The following is a 14324-nucleotide window of genomic DNA, read 5'->3' as shown; positions in this document are numbered from 1 at the left end:
CGCCTCCTTTAATCGTTAAATGCGGTACAAGCTGTTTTGCTTAATATAGTCATAACACGAATCCGGCAGCAAATATCTCGGCTCCCCGCCCCGGCTGAATTCATCCCGGATGTACGTCGAGCTGATCTCCATGGCCAGCCCTTTGCTCATCAGCTGGAACCGTCCGTCGTCATGATTGCGGAGAATCGGCGAACGGGAGATCGCTTCCGTCATGTCGATTCCATTACGTGCCATTATGATAAACTTATTTTCCTCAATCAATTCCTTCTCATGCGACCATTTGCCGTCTGCGATATCGACTAGAAGATCCGCGCCCATAATAAAATACAGCTCATCCTCCGGATATTGCTCGCGGAAATGCCTCATCGTATGGAATGTGTATTGCATGCCCGCAAGCACCGTAAGCTCGTAAGGATCAAAAACAAACTTCGGATTATCCTGAATCGCAAGCTTAATCATATTCACCCGATGCTCGTCGCTAGTGTTCGTTTTCTTGTCATGGCGCATGCTGGAGGAAGGCAGAAAGATCACTAAATCCAGGTTTTTACGGTGCGCCACCGTCGAAGCCGTCCATAAATGCACATTCGTGATCGGGTCGAAAGAAGATCCGTAGATGCCGATTTTCCGAGGTTTTGTCTTCATGTCTCCTTGGCCACTCCTTCCGCTTTCTCCTTCATCGCATGGATGAGATTCATTTTGTTGTCCCAGCAGCGCTGGCTTAAATCAACCGGATAATCCTCCGGATTCTGGTTCCGCTTGTATTCGTCCCAGAGCAGCTCCAGATTTCCTTTGGCAAAAGTCTGCACCTCATAAAGCCCGGGCATCTCGTAAACCAGCTTTCCGTCTACGAAAATATCCGCATGAAGCTCTCTCGCTTCGTAATTCGTTACGAATTTGCTGATGTAGGTGTACACCGGATGGAACATCTTGAGGCGTCCTTCCTCCTGCGGCTTCTCCTCTTCCAGCGCGATATAGTCGCCCTCCGAGCGGTGATTCACCAGATTAATGATCCGGTACAGCTTTTTCCTTCCTGGAGTAGTCACTTTCTCGGGATTGCCCGAAATTTTGATCGTATCGACCATTTTTCCATGATCATCTTCTATCGCCACAATTTTATAGACTGCGCCTAAAGCCGGCTGATCATACGCCGTAATGAGCTTTGTTCCGATACCCCATGCATCGATAACCGCTCCCTGCGACTTCAAATTCAGGACCGTATATTCATCGAGATCATTCGAAGCGTATATTCTGGTCTCTTTAAAACCCGCTTTGTTCAGCAGCTTGCGCACTTCCTTCGACAGATAGGCCAGGTCGCCCGAATCAAGCCGGACTCCTTCGAACAGATCCTTGATGCCAAGCTCCTTCACGACTCTGATCGCGTTATGAATGCCCGATTTGAGCGTATCATACGTATCGATCAGGAAGACGCATTTGCGGTTCATCTGCTTCTGCCGCTTCGCGTAACGGAGGAACGCTTCGTATTCGTCCAGCATCGCCTGCACCATCGCGTGAGCATGCGTGCCCGATACCTTTGCGCCAAACCGTTTGCCGCATCGCACGTTCGAAGTCGCATCGCAGCCGCCGATAATGGCAGCCCGCGAGCCCCAGAGCGCTGCATCCATTTCTTGGGCTCGGCGCGTGCCGAACTCGAGAAGCGGAGCATCTCCAACGGCATTGCGGATTCTTGAGGCTTTTGTCGCGATCAGCGTCTGGTAGTTTACGATATTAAGCAACGCGGTCTCGATAAATTGGGCTTCGGCCAGCGTGCCTTCCACCCGGAGGATCGCTTCATTGCCGAAGACCAGCTCTCCTTCGCGCATGGCGGTAATTTTGCCGGTGAAGCGAAGCTGCTTCAGGTAAGCGAGGAAATCCTCTTCATAACCAAGCTCTTCATGCAGGTAGGCCAGGTCCGAATCGGTGAATCCGAAGCTTTGCACATACTCGATAATCCGTTCCAGCCCCGCAAAGATCGCATAACCGTTACCGAAAGGCAGCTTGCGGAAAAAGAGTTCGAAAACCGCTCGGCGCTCGCTCATTCCTTCCGCCCAATAAGTCTCCACCATATTAACCTGGTATAAGTCCGTGTGCAGCGCAAGGCTGTCGTCCGCGTATTTGTTGATTTGCTGTACGTTGTCCATGTCCCATTACCTCCGTAGGCTTATGCTTATATCGTCAGGCCTTCCGCTGTCGCAAGCTGAATGCCGTATCGCTTAATTAGCTCCTCAATCGCCGTATCCGTTAAAGCTTCCGTACCCGGAATCGGGCTCGAGCAATCCGTCAGCAAATGAATGCTTTCGGTTAATGCCCGGTTCTCGGCATGATGCTCCAAAATATGCTTCAGCGTATCGAGTACGCAATGCGAGAGTGCCTGACCCGCGATATAAATTTTGTGATAATCCGTGAGGCTGTCCAGAAAAGCCCGGTTAGCATCGCTCGCCACGCCATCCTCCCGATAGAACGCGCCGTACATTTCGCTTAACGGATCCTGCCCTTTCTCCAAAATAACCGGCGTGCTTCTTCTTGCCATCGTGTGGAAGTAGACGAGATTCATGAATTGGCTCTCGAACTCCACGCCGTTTGTTCCTTCCAGGCAGTGGTAAGGCCAGATCCGGAGCTCTCGCTTCCCTCCCGCCTTAAGCTCATGAAGATACGCAAGGCTTCTCGCCGGCGAATAGACCGGCGTCCACTCCCCGTTTATAACGGACTCTGCCGTAATGACCGTTTCAACGGGTGCGGGATGCTTGCCATTCCGGTCTATCCACCAGCAAGGATGAAAAATCTGCAGCGGCATATGGACGTCTTTGGTCAAAGCGATTTGTGTGATTTTATGCAAATTTCGATACATAAATTCTCCAAGCCGGACGGTATCCTGAACCGACCCGGGAACCCCAAGATCCCCGCCTTCGATGAAACTGTTCTGCTGGTCGATGACCAGCAGAAGCATTTTCTCTTGATCCGCTTCAGCCGGCTGAAGCTGCTCTTTTGCCGCATCTGCCAGCACAACATTAATAGTGGCGCTGCTTTTTCCGCCAATTTCGGCCTCCCGGAACAAACGATTAAACGAGGTAACAAGCTCATTATTCGTAGTCATTGCTAGCCATCTCCTCTTATTCCTTATTTCATGTTTTATGAAATATTAAAGTTAAAAAGAACAGGTATTGTGACAATACCTTTAGAAGTAGATCGACTCCAGAGGTTCTCCCTCTTTGAAACGGTACAAAATCGATGGTCGCTTGGAGTTTCTTGATGTGGTTTTGGCTTCGCCGTCGATTCGAACGACTTCGATAAACGGGAGGCGTTCGGCACGGTTCCGGAATGTCGAATACTTCGCTACCTTCGGGCTGTCCGTAACGGTTAAGAGCACGCTTTGCAGCTCGCTTAGCGTAAATTCCTGCGGCAGGAAGCTGCGCGCAACCGTCGAGAGCAGCATATCCTTTCGGATCATTTCGTAAGCATCCGCTATCACTTCGCGATGGTCAAAGGCAAGCTCCAGCTCTTTAATCTCCTCGATCGTAAAGAGCGCAACCTCCTCCGCATCGTCGGCCGCCTTGCGTTTCTCGAGATAATCCTCCGGCACAATCGCGTAATGGGCATTGGAGATGATCCATCCCCGCTTATCCCGGCCCAGCTTGTCATAGACCCCGTAATGCCGGATATGAATCCCCTCTACGCCGGTCTCTTCGGACAATTCGCGCTTCGCCGCTTCGTAGGCATCCTCCTCCGGGTCGATAAAACCTCCCGGCAGTGCCCACTTCCCGCCTTCAATATTCGGACTTCCTTCATGGTCATGCCGTGCCCGGCGGATCAGCATCAGCTTCATCGTCCGCTTCGGCGGCTTATTAGGCGCGATTGGCTCGCTAATGATCGTAAATACCGCTATATCGCTCGTATAACCATCCGGTGTCCGGTATTTCTTCGGATCGTAATGGGCGAGGACTTCTTCTTCGGAGTTGTAACGGGCCATTCCTGTCACCTCAATAATATTTCATATTTCATGTTTTATTATTTATATTGTCATATTAGCATGATCCCGCGGAAGGAACAAGTGTTTTTTGGAAAATCATTCGCCTAATTTTTCTGCGGCTGTTGCGGCTGTTGTTGATTTTGTTGGCCCTGCGGCTGCTGCCCTTGCGGCTGCTGTCCCTGCACCTTCGGCGGCTTCTGCTTGATAGCCATCATAAGAAATAGCATGATGAGCGGCAGAACAAGGAAAAAGGTCAAATCAAACCAAGGGTAATAATTAATCAAAATCTGATTGTAGGTTGTAATGTTTGGCGTACCCACCACCGTGCAGACAAGCAGAATCATGCCAAGTGGAATGGTCAGCATCTTGCTCTCTTTCAACTGAAATACCTGCGCCAGGCCCGTCGTAAGAGTAAAGAAATGAATCAGCGTTTTGTAGAATACCGTGATGATCCATAAAAAGGCCATAACCGCCTCAATCCGCTCGAAGAAATGGCCAATCATAATTTTCTGGGCAAGCACAAAGGTCGGATAATATTTCGTTTCCATAAGCGCCGGCCCTAACACGAGTACGCTAAGGAGAACAATAAGAAACAGGACGATGCCACCAAATATAAATCCTTTCAGTATATGTTTCGTGAGCTTGCCGTTGCCTTCAACGTAAGGAACAAGCATAAGAAGCACAGCCATTTCGACAAATCCCGTACAATACGCGGGAAGCGCCCCGTTGATAATCGGCAAGAACCCACTCGCCATAATAGGAAGCATATTGGGCCATTTAATCTGCGGCATCAGCAGAACGACAAGAAGCACAAACAGTCCCATCATGACCGGAAACAGTATTTCTCCCATTCTCGCATAAGCCTCAATGCCATAGCGGTAAGCGATAATAATGACAGCCCCAAAAAACAAAATAATCGCGTTAACCGGCGTTTCCGGCATTAATTGCAGAGTCATGAATTGGCTCATCTCGCTAAGCAGCGTCAAGATGCACATAAATGAGGAAAAGATAAACAGAAGAAAAAAGAAGCCTCCGAACCATAAGCCTAATCGTTGCCGGATGGCTTCATACAAGCTTATCCGCTGCAGCCTGTTGGCAATAGCCGCGAATAACGCTCCCGTGATAATACCGGCAAAAAAGGCAAGCAGCATCGAGAGCCATGCATCTTGTTTGGAGGAGGCGGCCGTAATCGTGGGCATGATCAGAATCGAGTCGCCAACGGTACCGATCATAATCAAAATCGTGAACTGTCTAACCGATATTTTCGCATTCGAGTAAATCGACATTTCGAACCTCCTCCTCCCTTCTTTTACTCTAGAATGATTTTGCAGTCCCCATCCAGCGGAACATCCATTTGACAAGCATAAACGGGTTAGGGAGCGAAAGTTGAAGCATCAAAAGACTGTACAAAACCGTTCCGATCAGCAGAAGGACAAGGAATACAAAAAGCTCCCGGAATTGCTGACCGCGAATAAGCCCTGGAGCCTCCAACCAAAAAGCGCCTGCCGCCAAAGCCAGAACCGCCAATACGGATGTCATTCGATCCCCTTCCTTCCTTATCTGATCGTGCTGTTCTCTATCGTGCCGGTATCCCGGATAAACATCTTAATCTTGTACGTTACCTTAAGCTGCGGGAAATACTCTTCGCGCCACTGATCCTTTACTTGATTCCAGTAGGCGGGATGCTCCTTCTCCAGCTCGGTGCCAAAGCCGAAAATATCCGACTTTAATTCCTTGGCCCGCTGGACGGCGGCTTCCACATTTTCATGGATGGCTTGCTTGGTCTGTCCTTCCAGCTTCTTGATGGTGGCGGGATCGGATAGATCAACGTCCGTACACGTTCTTTCGACGATATTTCCTTCCGTTCGAATCAATACTTCGACCTCCGGGTTTCCGTTTACAACCTTGGTTTTGATTTTGGAATCCGAGGACGTCACTTCTACGCCTAAATATCGCTGTTCCCCGCATGGTACAGCGATCGAAGTACTATCCAGATTATTCGTAATATCGGTATAGCCCCTGCTCTCCTTCTCGTTCAGCCAGCCAATCAGCTTATCGTCCCTAAAAGCAGCAATGCCCGAATATCGGAAGCGGCTGGGCGGCAAAAACTTTTCTACGTTTTGTTTCGTTTCCCCGATTGCGGGGCTGCCGATGACCCGTATGCCGGTTAACGCAATCTCGCTTCCTTGCGAAGAAAGCTTGTTTATCGCTTCGTCCAGCGTTACGGCAATCGTAGGCGCCCAGTTTTTCTCCGAGGTCTGCAGCGACTGCTGCATGCTGTAGCTCGGCAGCTTCTCTACGGGCGTATAAAGTTTAAGAACATCTTCTGCTTTTGTTCCTTTGGCCACGATAATGTTAAAATCCATTCTTGCTTCGTTATCGCGGGCAACATTGTCAATGATTTCGTTTATGCCTCTTCTTGCCGCTTCTTCTCCAATGACATAAATCTGTAAATGCCCGGCATATACTTTGCGCGGCGCTTCCGCCGTAACCGCTCTTGCCGCTTCGAACAGCGTTTTCCCTCTCCCTTGAAACAAAGTACTTGGAGGTCGGTCGCCTCTTTTTTGCTGATTGGAGATTTCGCTCGGGTTAACGACTTGAAACGACACGAGATAATGTCCGTCCTCCCAATCCACTCCAACGCCAAGCACAATCAGAAGTTCGTTCAGCTCCCGCCTGCTCCAGCAGCCGGTTAGCATAAGAAGGCATAACATCGAAATGGCAAATTTGTAGAGCATGATGTCGGCCTCCTAATTCTTTCGAATTCTGCTCGAGTCGGTTTTAAGAGAGGTTTCCGGTCTTTTGAACATAAGCCATCTAGGCAAGCGGAATAAGGCATCCTGCATATCCGTTTTTATAAATGGCGACAACGGGGCCATAAACGGCTCTCCGAAGGAACGCAGCGCGCACAGATGCAGCATAAGGACAAAAAAGCCCATTATGATGCCAAAGAGTCCAAAGCTTGCCGCCACGCCCATAAAGGCAAACCGGAGAATGCGCACAGGTATCGACATGCTGTAGGCCGGAAGCGTAAACGTGGAGATCGCCGTAATAGACACCACGATAACCATTGCCGCGGACACGATTCCTGCCTCTACCGCCGCCTGACCGATTACAAGCGTACCCACGACAGATACGGCTTGACCAATCGCGCGAGGCATTCGAAGACCCGCTTCCCGCAGAATTTCGAACGTAATTTCCATAATCAGCGCTTCGAAAAAGGCCGGAAACGGTACGCCCTCCCGTTGCGCCGCTAGAGAAATAAGAAGCGACGCGGGCAGCATATCCCGGTGAAACGTCGTAATGGCGATATACAGAGACGGGAAAAGAAGCGAGATAAAGACGCTTCCGAACCGCAAGATACGCAATAAGCTGGCATAGAAGGTACGCTGGTAATAGTCCTCCGTCGATTGAAAAAAAGTAACCATCTGGGAAGGCGCAATCAGAACGTTAGGCGTCCCCTCTACAAGAATGGCTACTCTCCCTTCCAACAGCTGGCCCGCCACATTATCCGGCAGCTCGGTATTAAATATCGTAGGGAACAAGGACCATTTGTTATCCTCAATTAATTCCTCGATATACCCGCTGTCGAGAATGCCGTCGATTTTGATTGCACGCAGCCGATCGCGAACCAACTGAAGCACATCCGGCTTCGCAAGCCCATTTATATACATAAGAGTCACATCGGTTTTCGTCATACGGCCAATGGTGACCGTCTCCATCCATAAACGCGGATCCTTGATTTTCCGCCGAATGAGTGACGTATTCGTTCGGAGCGTCTCGGTAAAGCTTTCCCGGGGACCTCGGATAGACGTCTGGTTTGTGGATTCCGTAACGTCACGGCCCTTCCACTCCCGGATATCCGCACAGTAAGCATACTGATGCCCTCGCAGCATTATAATGGCTTGGCCGGACAACAAATTTTTGTAAAGGGAGCCAAGGTCGGTTACGGTTCGGACTGGCCCCATGCCGTTCAGCAGCTTTTTCGCAAGAGAGCCCGCATCCAGCTTCATCATGTCCTCCCCGTCATAGCGGGGCAAGGAATAGTCCAGCACATCGAATATGTATTGATTAATCGCCATCGCGTTAGACAGTCCGTCGATATAGACGACTGCCGCAGCCGCCGTATTTATTCCCTCATTGTGGATCTGTCGCATAATGAGATCATCGCTGCCGCCCATATCGCGCTTAATACGCAATAAATTATTTTCAACCGAAGGATCAATCGGAATATCGGCATACTCGGGCAGCATTTGGTTGTCATTGGAGCTCGAACGATTCGTGAACTGTTGCCGTTGCATAAGCGAGCTACCTCCAGGATGAAAGTCTGTTCTTCCCATTATGACCATCCGCGGAGGGTGGTTAAACTTGGATGCGGGCAGAAAAAAAGAGCAGGAAAAGCGATCAGCTTTTCTTGCTCCAACTATTTCTATACAGTCCCGTGACCGTCAGCTCTACCGTCCCGGTCTCCTGGAAAGAGATATCCTTACCGTAAGCTTCGGAAGGAAAAATGTAGAATCCAAAGTCGTCTCCGTCTTTATAATTAAGGCCGCTTATGGCAAACTGGGAACTCGTATAATTTTTGTTGTTATACGCAGCAGCCATCTTAGCCGACATGATCGTTGTAAAGGAATGCTCATCAACCGTTTTATGCCAGACACCCGATACTAGAGAGGCGCCATGATGAGAATAAGTCCCTTTCGATCTGAAGCCGATCCGATAACCTCCCGACCTCGCGCTGCCCGTGTTATCTAATGATGATACATAGATCTTATAAGTGCCGTCGTCATACAGCTCTTTCCCGATATTGCTGTCTAAATCAGATAAATCGATAGATATCTTGTAGGCTTCGGGCAATACGTAGCCGTTCTGATCGGTATAATCCTCCGTGTTGTTTGCTATGGCAGCCATGCCTTCCGTTGTTAGAAACCACAAGCCTGATGGCTTAAACGCCAGATAAAAAACAGCAAGCAACAAAGCGAGCAAAACTATTTTCCGTTTGGTAATCAAAGGCGTCTCCCTACTCATTTAGAACTGCTTCCTCCCAATATCTCTTCCACGGGTACGGCTTTGACGTATTGACCGGGCCTCATCTCAACGGCAATGCCGGACTCTACGGGAACCCCCGTAATCCGATAGAGCGCGGTCCCTTCCTTGTAATAGTTGGAGGATTCGCCTGGCTCATCAAACTTTTCTTCAGTCAGATAATGTTTAATTTCTCCCAACTTCCCGTCTACCGACTCTACCTTCTCTTCCGTGCCGACATATATGCCTTCCTGAATTTTTATCATCCGGTCCGTCACCCAGCTAGCCGAGCTTACCGTTTTCTCTTCCGGAGGAGTACTCCCTCTATTGTTTCCGTTTCCGTTTCCGTTCCCGCAGCCCCCTAGCAATAAAACAACCGCCAGCATAAGAGTTAAGCCTAATTTCACTGGAAATCCCCCCCTTATCCACTTATACCTACAACGTGACCAGGGGTTGAGAAGTTGCTTATTCCCGCAAAATAAAAGCCCTGATGATCGAAGACCACCAAGGCGGGCATATCGTTTATTTCCGTTCCATTACCGCAAAATAATTGTCTTCTTCATCCGCGAAGTTAAATACCCGGCCGAAAGGCAGTTCAACAAGCTCGCCTACCGTTACATTCTTGTTCTTGAATTCGCTGTACAGCTCATCCAGCTTGTCGGAGAAGAACATTAACGATGGCGTGCCAAGGTTTACTCCAAGCGACATTTTGGCAACTACTTCTTTATCATGCAGAATAATGGAGGTCTGCGCGCCTTCCGGAGCAAGCTCAATCCACTTCTGGCCCATGGCTTCTTCCTCTGCTATTACTTTAAAACCAGCTTTTTCCGTCCAAAACACCCGCGCTTTTTCCTGATCGTTCACGTACAGCATCACTTGTCCAAGCTGATTAATCATTCATTCTACACTCCTTAGATTAGAGTAATTGCCAAGCCTTATATTACCATAAACGACGGTCCGCTAACATGCCGGCAGGTCCTACAGCTGCAAGTAATTTTTCAGTTCCAGCTCCATGGCGGCCTGTCTTGCATCGCGAGATTGCTCTATCCGCTCTTCAAGCCTGCGAAGCTCAATGCCATAGGCGCCTTGCCCCGCCGGAACCGGCATGCGCAGCGCCCACTGCAGAGCCTCTTCTTCCGTATGGACATCCATTAAGATAAACCCCGCAAGAAGACCCTGGTCTATTGAAAAAGGACCCGGCCAGACCTCCGCCTCGCCGCCGCCCGTCGGATAGTCGACTCTTAAACCGGCCGAGCTTGGCTGCAGCTCTTCATGAGCAAGAAATACGCCGGCTTGTTTAAGCTCGTGCCGGTATGACCGCATTTTTGCCGCGTATTCCCTGCTTGTACCAATACCCGCTTCGGTAAACCCGGACGCCTTCACCATCATTAAATAACGCATTATGCCTGCCCTCCTTCCTGCCTGCATGCTGCCGCCCGCTTCAGCAATAACGCCTGCTCCTTTTCATTGCGGGTCATCGCGGCCGCGCGTTCAAACTCAGCCGCGGCTTCTTCATAACGGCCAAGCTTCTCGAGCAGATCCCCCCGAACGCTAGGCAGCAAGTGGTATCCCGCTAGCGAAGGCTCGGCGTAAAGGGCATCTACAAGCTGCAGGCCATAGGACGGGCCAAAAGCCATTCCGATCGCAACGGCGCGGTTCAATTCCACAATTGGAGACGGCATCTGTCTCGAGAGCGCTTCGTAAAGCGCGGCAATCCGAATCCAATTGGTATCCTCCGGAGTACGCGCCACCGCATGACAAGCCGAGATAGACGCCTGGAGCGCATACGGTCCTAACGTCCGCCCCAGCTTTTGCCCCCGTTCCAGGGCAGCAAGCCCGCGGCGGATTAGCAGCTGATCCCATAACGCTCGGTTCTGATCCATCAGAAGAATGGGCTCGCCTTGCGCATTCACGCGGGTTTTGAGTCTTGAGGATTGAAGCTCCATCAAGGCGACCAGCCCATGGCCCTCCGGTTCTCCCGGTACAATGGCGGCAAGTATTCTTCCGAGCCTAAGCGCTTCCTGGCATAAAAGCGGGCGCGTCCAGTTCTGTCCGGAGGTAGCCGAATACCCCTCGTTAAACATGAGGTAGATGACTTCAAGAACAGCGGATAACCGCTCTTCAAGCTCTTTGCCGACCGGTACCTCGAACGGGACCTTCTCCGCATTAAGCGTACGCTTCGCCCGGACGATCCGCTGGGCAACCGTAGGCTCCGCGATAAGAAAGGAACGGGCAATTTCATCGGTTGTGAGGCCGCATAATAAACGCAGCGTCAGCGCGACTCTTGCGTCCTGCGATAATACCGGATGGCAGGTCATAAAGATGAGCCTCAGCAGATCGTCTTCGATCTCCCCGTCCAGAGCCCGATCAACATCATCCTCGGTAAAGAGTTCTATTTCCCGGGCTATTTCGACGTATTTCTGATCCTGCAGCTTGTTGCGCCGCAGCAGATCCAATGCCCGGCGTTTCGCCGTAGTCATGAGCCAGGCACCCGGTTTCTCCGGAATGCCCGTTTCGGGCCAGCGATCGAGCGCGATGACAAGCGCATCCTGGGCAATATCCTCGGCTAGCCCGACGTCGCGAACGATCCGCGTTACGCCTGCGATTATCTTAGGCGACTCCATTCGCCATATCGTTTCGATGGCGCGATGCGTTTGGGAGACGCTCACGCGTTTTTGGACTCCCCGATCTGCTTGCGGAGCGCTTCCTCTCTGGCAATCGATTCCGGATCCTCCATCAGCTCTTCAAACTCAAATACTTGGCGAAGCTCAATCTCTCCTTGGCCGTAGCCATGCGGATCCGGCATGCGGAGTGCCCACTCGATCGCTTCTTCTCTTGATTTCACTTCGATCAGCGTATAACCGGCGATCATTTCTTTTGCCTCCGTAAAAGGACCGTCGACTACCTTCGGTTTGCCTCCTGGCTCCGGATACGAAATCCGGACAGCGTTGGAACTGGCATGCAGACCGTCGGCGGCGAGCAATACGCCTGCTTTTACAAGCTCCTCGTTGTACTTTTGCATAGCGTCAATCAGCTCCTGGCTTGGCAGAACGCCTGCTTCCGAATCCGTGGTTGCTTTTACGATCATCATAAATCTCATGGTAATTCCCTCCTGGTATTGGTATTGTTCTTATCTCTTCTCTTGCCTTATTGCCATTACCTGCCTGAAAACTAAACCGCAAAGAAAGAAGTAAGCTCTTGCGCGATTTTGTCCGTGTGCAGCTTTTTCGTATGTCCAAGACCTTTCTTGCTGATCAGCTTCGCGTTAGGCAATACCTCTGCCGTCTGCTGAGCGGCATGCCGCAGGGATACCGGGCTTTCCGTGCCTTCCAACACGACAGTGGGAACGGCAACGCCTCTCCATTTGTCCCTCGGCAGCGATTGGCCGTTCATGTAGCTTTTGAGCAATGCCGCATCATAAGGAAGCGTGTGCGCTACCGCCATCAGCCTCGACCATACGCCGGGCATCATTCTCATCATCGGGATAACGAAGGAAGGGGCTCCCATGCCTTTGGTCATAAAATATTTGATCGCTTCCGCGCGCCGATCGGCTTTAATCAGCTTGCCAACCTGCTCGGTAAAATCGCTTGGCGGCTTCCGGTCCTCCGCTTTCACGATAAACGGCGGTTCATGCAGCGCCAGCCTTGTAATGCTGGAACCGCTTGCTGCCGCTTCGAGCGCAAGCACCGCTCCTGAGGATAATCCCCATACATAAGCGGAACCGCCTGCTGCTTCAATAATCGCGTTCAGATCCTCGATCTCCCGTTCGATCGCATAAGAGGAAGCATCTCCGCTGTCGCCGCGGCCGCGCCGGTCATAATTGTAGACGGTGTAACGGCCGGACAACGCATTCGCAAGCTCCACCTGCCCCGGGAACTTCCGGTAACTAAACGCCCCCGCTACCAATACGAGCGCCGGGCCGCGCCCTGTTTTATCGTAAGCAATTCTGGTGCCGTCCTTCGAGATCACTGTGTTCATGTCATTCTCTCCTAACCATTGTTTTTGTGCTTCTTACTAAAACGACGAACGCCAGACGGGATAATCGACATCGGTTATAAAAAAATTTGAAAAAGTTTTTCGGCAGGGAAATTGAGGCGGTTAACGAATGGTTCTCATGGGGTGATTGGGGATGAGCGAATTAACAATACGGATAGGCTGTGAAGCGGATTTGGAGCTGCTTGCCGGACTGAACAAACAGCTTATCGAAGATGAACGTCATGATAATGCCATGACCTTGAGCGAGCTGAGAGAGCGAATGAAGCATTTCGTGGGGACTGCATACAAGGCTTATCTGTTTGAGCAGGGTAATGCGCTTGTCGGTTATGCTCTAGTTGACCATACACGGCGGCCCTTGTATGTACGGCAGTTCTTTATCTGCCGGGACCAGAGGCGGAACGGCTTTGGGAAATTGGCGTTCGGGAAGCTGGCCGCTCTATTAGACGCGGACCAGCTTGATATAGAAGTGATGTACGGGAACGAAGCCGCTTATGCGTTCTGGCGGTCGCTTGGCTTCAAGGAGAGAAGCATCTATATGAGGCTGGAGCGTTAGCTCTCCCACCCGCCTTAATGCGCGATATCAACCAGCTTGCCTTCGGAAGCTGCGGCCAGATCGGCACCGCTGAGGAAGATCTGTAATCCGCGTTTTCCCGCGCTAATACTAATGAGCTCCATACCCATCACGGTTTCGTGCAAATAAACCGGGTAGCTCTTCTTCATTCCAAGCGGAGAAACGCCGCCTCGGATATACCCCGTTAGGCCTTGAATCTCTTTTACGGCGACCATCTCTACTTTCTTATTGCCGCTGGCCTGCGCCAGGCTTTTCAAATTCAGCTCCTTATCGCCCGGAATGCAGGCCGCAATAACGCCGGTCTTATCTCCCCTCAGCACGAGGGTCTTGTAAAGCTGGTTAGAAGGAAGACCAACCTTGTCCGCAACGGTATCGACGTCCAGATGCTCCTCATCCCACTCGTATTCGTGCAGCGTGTATTTAATATGTAAAGCGTCCAGCTTACGGCAGGCATTAGTTTTGTTAGACATGATAAAAAACCTCAATTTCTTCATATAGTCATAGATTGACTATACCAAGGAATTGAGGCAGAAACCAATACGAGTATTCCGCACGTTCGCGTACTTTTCCTATGCCCGATATGACCCTGCCGGGGTCTTGCACTGAACATGATAAGAACGATAACCAGTACCAAAGATATTATCAATGGAATAAATCAGAACAAAATTGGAAAAATAATTCCAGCCCCTACATTCTGCCAACCCGGAGATGATTTTATTCCATCGTTTATCCCGTATTTGCTCCTTATTATTGCTAGTTTACTGTTTA

17 protein-coding genes are annotated in these 14324 nt (G+C 50.6%); 1 reads left to right on the top strand and 16 read right to left on the bottom strand.

The features are described 5' to 3' along the window. Nucleotides 1-15: 15 nt before the first annotated feature. The 15 genes from nadD to CFI03_RS19210 form a co-directional block, all read right to left on the bottom strand. Nucleotides 16-642, bottom strand: coding sequence for a nicotinate-nucleotide adenylyltransferase (nadD, locus tag CFI03_RS19280; protein ID WP_248758705.1), 627 nt, complete (start codon nucleotides 640-642; stop codon nucleotides 16-18). Continuing rightward, the gene (locus tag CFI03_RS19275) at nucleotides 639-2138 is read right to left on the bottom strand and encodes a nicotinate phosphoribosyltransferase (RefSeq protein ID WP_248758704.1); all 1500 of its coding nucleotides are present in this window, start codon (nucleotides 2136-2138) and stop codon (nucleotides 639-641) included. The genes nadD and CFI03_RS19275 overlap by 4 nt, the downstream gene beginning before the upstream one ends. Nucleotides 2139-2164: 26 nt before the next feature. Beyond that, a complete protein-coding gene (locus tag CFI03_RS19270) occupies nucleotides 2165-3091 on the bottom strand; it encodes a cysteine hydrolase family protein (RefSeq protein WP_248758702.1) in 927 nt (308 codons plus the stop codon). Between the two features lie 81 nt (nucleotides 3092-3172). Beyond that, the gene (locus tag CFI03_RS19265; RefSeq protein ID WP_248758700.1) at nucleotides 3173-3964 is read right to left on the bottom strand and encodes an NUDIX domain-containing protein; all 792 of its coding nucleotides are present in this window, start codon (nucleotides 3962-3964) and stop codon (nucleotides 3173-3175) included. Between the two features lie 104 nt (nucleotides 3965-4068). Continuing rightward, the gene (locus tag CFI03_RS19260; RefSeq protein ID WP_248758698.1) at nucleotides 4069-5250 is read right to left on the bottom strand and encodes a GerAB/ArcD/ProY family transporter; all 1182 of its coding nucleotides are present in this window, start codon (nucleotides 5248-5250) and stop codon (nucleotides 4069-4071) included. A 28-nt stretch (nucleotides 5251-5278) separates the two neighbouring features. Further along, nucleotides 5279-5503 (bottom strand): hypothetical protein, encoded by a 225-nt coding sequence (locus tag CFI03_RS19255; RefSeq protein WP_248758696.1) that lies wholly within the window; start codon nucleotides 5501-5503, stop codon nucleotides 5279-5281. Between the two features lie 17 nt (nucleotides 5504-5520). After that, nucleotides 5521-6702, bottom strand: a complete 1182-nt coding sequence (locus tag CFI03_RS19250) for a Ger(x)C family spore germination protein (RefSeq protein WP_248758694.1) — start codon at nucleotides 6700-6702, stop codon at nucleotides 5521-5523. A gap of 12 nt (nucleotides 6703-6714) precedes the next feature. Next, complete coding sequence (locus tag CFI03_RS19245) at nucleotides 6715-8265, bottom strand: spore germination protein (protein WP_248758692.1); 1551 nt, start codon at nucleotides 8263-8265, stop codon at nucleotides 6715-6717. Between the two features lie 103 nt (nucleotides 8266-8368). Further along, complete coding sequence (locus tag CFI03_RS19240; RefSeq protein ID WP_248758690.1) at nucleotides 8369-8992, bottom strand: hypothetical protein; 624 nt, start codon at nucleotides 8990-8992, stop codon at nucleotides 8369-8371. Further along, on the bottom strand, nucleotides 8989-9396 hold the full coding sequence (locus tag CFI03_RS19235) for a hypothetical protein (RefSeq protein WP_248758688.1): 408 nt from the start codon (nucleotides 9394-9396) through the stop codon (nucleotides 8989-8991). Before CFI03_RS19235 ends, CFI03_RS19240 begins: the two co-directional genes overlap by 4 nt. A gap of 115 nt (nucleotides 9397-9511) precedes the next feature. Further along, entirely contained in the window at nucleotides 9512-9886 is a 375-nt protein-coding gene (locus CFI03_RS19230) for a VOC family protein (RefSeq protein ID WP_127492626.1), read from the bottom strand. 81 nt (nucleotides 9887-9967) lie between these two features. Beyond that, complete coding sequence (locus tag CFI03_RS19225; RefSeq protein WP_248758686.1) at nucleotides 9968-10390, bottom strand: YciI family protein; 423 nt, start codon at nucleotides 10388-10390, stop codon at nucleotides 9968-9970. Beyond that, nucleotides 10390-11658, bottom strand: coding sequence for an RNA polymerase sigma factor (locus CFI03_RS19220; protein WP_248758685.1), 1269 nt, complete (start codon nucleotides 11656-11658; stop codon nucleotides 10390-10392). The genes CFI03_RS19225 and CFI03_RS19220 overlap by 1 nt, the downstream gene beginning before the upstream one ends. Continuing rightward, entirely contained in the window at nucleotides 11655-12089 is a 435-nt protein-coding gene (locus CFI03_RS19215) for a YciI family protein (RefSeq protein ID WP_248758683.1), read from the bottom strand. Before CFI03_RS19215 ends, CFI03_RS19220 begins: the two co-directional genes overlap by 4 nt. A gap of 71 nt (nucleotides 12090-12160) precedes the next feature. Beyond that, complete coding sequence (locus CFI03_RS19210) at nucleotides 12161-12967, bottom strand: alpha/beta fold hydrolase (protein WP_248758681.1); 807 nt, start codon at nucleotides 12965-12967, stop codon at nucleotides 12161-12163. A 151-nt stretch (nucleotides 12968-13118) separates the two neighbouring features. Here CFI03_RS19210 and CFI03_RS19205 point away from each other — a divergent pair, with 151 nt between their 5' ends. After that, nucleotides 13119-13538, top strand: a complete 420-nt coding sequence (locus tag CFI03_RS19205) for a GNAT family N-acetyltransferase (protein ID WP_248758679.1) — start codon at nucleotides 13119-13121, stop codon at nucleotides 13536-13538. Nucleotides 13539-13552: 14 nt separating this feature from the next. Here CFI03_RS19205 and ybaK read toward each other — a convergent pair whose 3' ends face one another. Then, a complete protein-coding gene (gene ybaK, locus CFI03_RS19200) occupies nucleotides 13553-14026 on the bottom strand; it encodes a Cys-tRNA(Pro) deacylase (RefSeq protein WP_248758677.1) in 474 nt (157 codons plus the stop codon). Between the last annotated feature and the right edge of the window lie 298 nt (nucleotides 14027-14324).

Origin of the sequence: Paenibacillus sp. ATY16, assembly GCF_003399985.2 — a bacterium.
Taxonomy (GTDB): domain Bacteria; phylum Bacillota; class Bacilli; order Paenibacillales; family Paenibacillaceae; genus Pristimantibacillus; species Pristimantibacillus glycanilyticus.
This window is presented reverse-complemented; position numbering and strand designations above follow the sequence as displayed.

Bases quoted from the DNA above. Each gene is read 5' to 3' on its own strand.
- nadD (WP_248758705.1), bottom strand. From the start codon at position 642: ATGAAGACAAAACCTCGGAAAATCGGCATCTACGGATCTTCTTTCGAC.
- CFI03_RS19275 (WP_248758704.1), bottom strand. From the start codon at position 2,138: ATGGACAACGTACAGCAAATCAACAAATACGCGGACGACAGCCTTGCG.
- CFI03_RS19270 (WP_248758702.1), bottom strand. From the start codon at position 3,091: ATGACTACGAATAATGAGCTTGTTACCTCGTTTAATCGTTTGTTCCGG.
- CFI03_RS19265 (WP_248758700.1), bottom strand. From the start codon at position 3,964: ATGGCCCGTTACAACTCCGAAGAAGAAGTCCTCGCCCATTACGATCCG.
- CFI03_RS19260 (WP_248758698.1), bottom strand. From the start codon at position 5,250: ATGTCGATTTACTCGAATGCGAAAATATCGGTTAGACAGTTCACGATT.
- CFI03_RS19255 (WP_248758696.1), bottom strand. From the start codon at position 5,503: ATGACATCCGTATTGGCGGTTCTGGCTTTGGCGGCAGGCGCTTTTTGG.
- CFI03_RS19250 (WP_248758694.1), bottom strand. From the start codon at position 6,702: ATGCTCTACAAATTTGCCATTTCGATGTTATGCCTTCTTATGCTAACC.
- CFI03_RS19245 (WP_248758692.1), bottom strand. From the start codon at position 8,265: ATGCAACGGCAACAGTTCACGAATCGTTCGAGCTCCAATGACAACCAA.
- CFI03_RS19240 (WP_248758690.1), bottom strand. From the start codon at position 8,992: ATGAGTAGGGAGACGCCTTTGATTACCAAACGGAAAATAGTTTTGCTC.
- CFI03_RS19230 (WP_127492626.1), bottom strand. From the start codon at position 9,886: ATGATTAATCAGCTTGGACAAGTGATGCTGTACGTGAACGATCAGGAA.
- CFI03_RS19225 (WP_248758686.1), bottom strand. From the start codon at position 10,390: ATGCGTTATTTAATGATGGTGAAGGCGTCCGGGTTTACCGAAGCGGGT.
- CFI03_RS19215 (WP_248758683.1), bottom strand. From the start codon at position 12,089: ATGAGATTTATGATGATCGTAAAAGCAACCACGGATTCGGAAGCAGGC.
- CFI03_RS19210 (WP_248758681.1), bottom strand. From the start codon at position 12,967: ATGAACACAGTGATCTCGAAGGACGGCACCAGAATTGCTTACGATAAA.
- CFI03_RS19205 (WP_248758679.1), top strand. From the start codon at position 13,119: ATGAGCGAATTAACAATACGGATAGGCTGTGAAGCGGATTTGGAGCTG.
- ybaK (WP_248758677.1), bottom strand. From the start codon at position 14,026: ATGTCTAACAAAACTAATGCCTGCCGTAAGCTGGACGCTTTACATATT.